General features: G+C 45.6%; 1 protein-coding gene. It reads left to right on the top strand.

Translation table 11 applies throughout. From position 1 onward, the window contains the following. A partial coding sequence (locus CH376_RS23935; RefSeq protein ID WP_476737517.1) for a spermine/spermidine synthase domain-containing protein occupies positions 1-891 on the top strand: 891 nt, incomplete at both ends.

Here is an 891-nt window from a genome sequence, read left to right as displayed (position 1 = left end):
TCTTTTCGATGGGAGTGGGTTCTTGGCTTTCCAAATACGTGGAAAAGGATTTGATTCCTAAGTTTTTGGAGATAGAACTCGCGATCGGACTCGTGGGCGGGTTTAGCGCGGCGATTCTTTATTTGAGTTTCGGACAGATTCGATTCTTTCAAGTTCCTTTGTTTTTACTCGTGATCTTAGTGGGGATTTTAGTCGGCCTGGAAATCCCGGTTCTCCTCAGAATTCTAAAAAAGGAACTTCAATTTAAGGAACTCGTGTCCAGGGTTTTGAGTTTGGATTACGTGGGAGCGCTCCTCGCTTCGATTCTATTTCCGATCTTTTTCGCGCCGAAACTCGGATTGATCCGAACCGGTTTTCTTTTCGGAATCTTGAACGCGGGGGTTGCGCTCTGGGGAACTTGGGCGCTGCCGCTCAAATATTCAAGGATGATTCTGCTCCGCGCGCAATCCGTGATCGTTCTCACGTTATTGATACTCGGGTTTTCGTTTTCGGATCTGGTCACGTATTACAGCGAAGAAACTCTCTACACGGACGAGATCATTCTATCCAAACAATCCCAGTTTCAGAGAATCATAGTCACGAGATGGAAAAACGAAATACGCCTTTTTTTAAACGGACATCTTCAATTCTCGTCCAGAGACGAATATCGATATCACGAAACCTTGGTGCATCCCGCGATCTTAGCGCATCCTTCGCCTAAAAACGTTTTGGTATTGGGCGGCGGAGACGGATTGGCGGTGAGGGAAATCCTAAAACACGAAGGAATCGAAAAGATAACGTTAGTCGATCTTGATCCCGCGGTAACGGGACTATTTACGGATCACAACGTATTAAAAGAACTCAACGAAGGAAGTTTAAGAAATCCTAAAGTAACCGTGATCAATACGGACG

This window comes from Leptospira adleri (assembly GCF_002811985.1).
Lineage (GTDB): Bacteria > Spirochaetota > Leptospiria > Leptospirales > Leptospiraceae > Leptospira > Leptospira adleri.
Note: the sequence above shows the minus strand (reverse complement) of the source record. Positions and strands in the feature narration are given on the sequence as shown.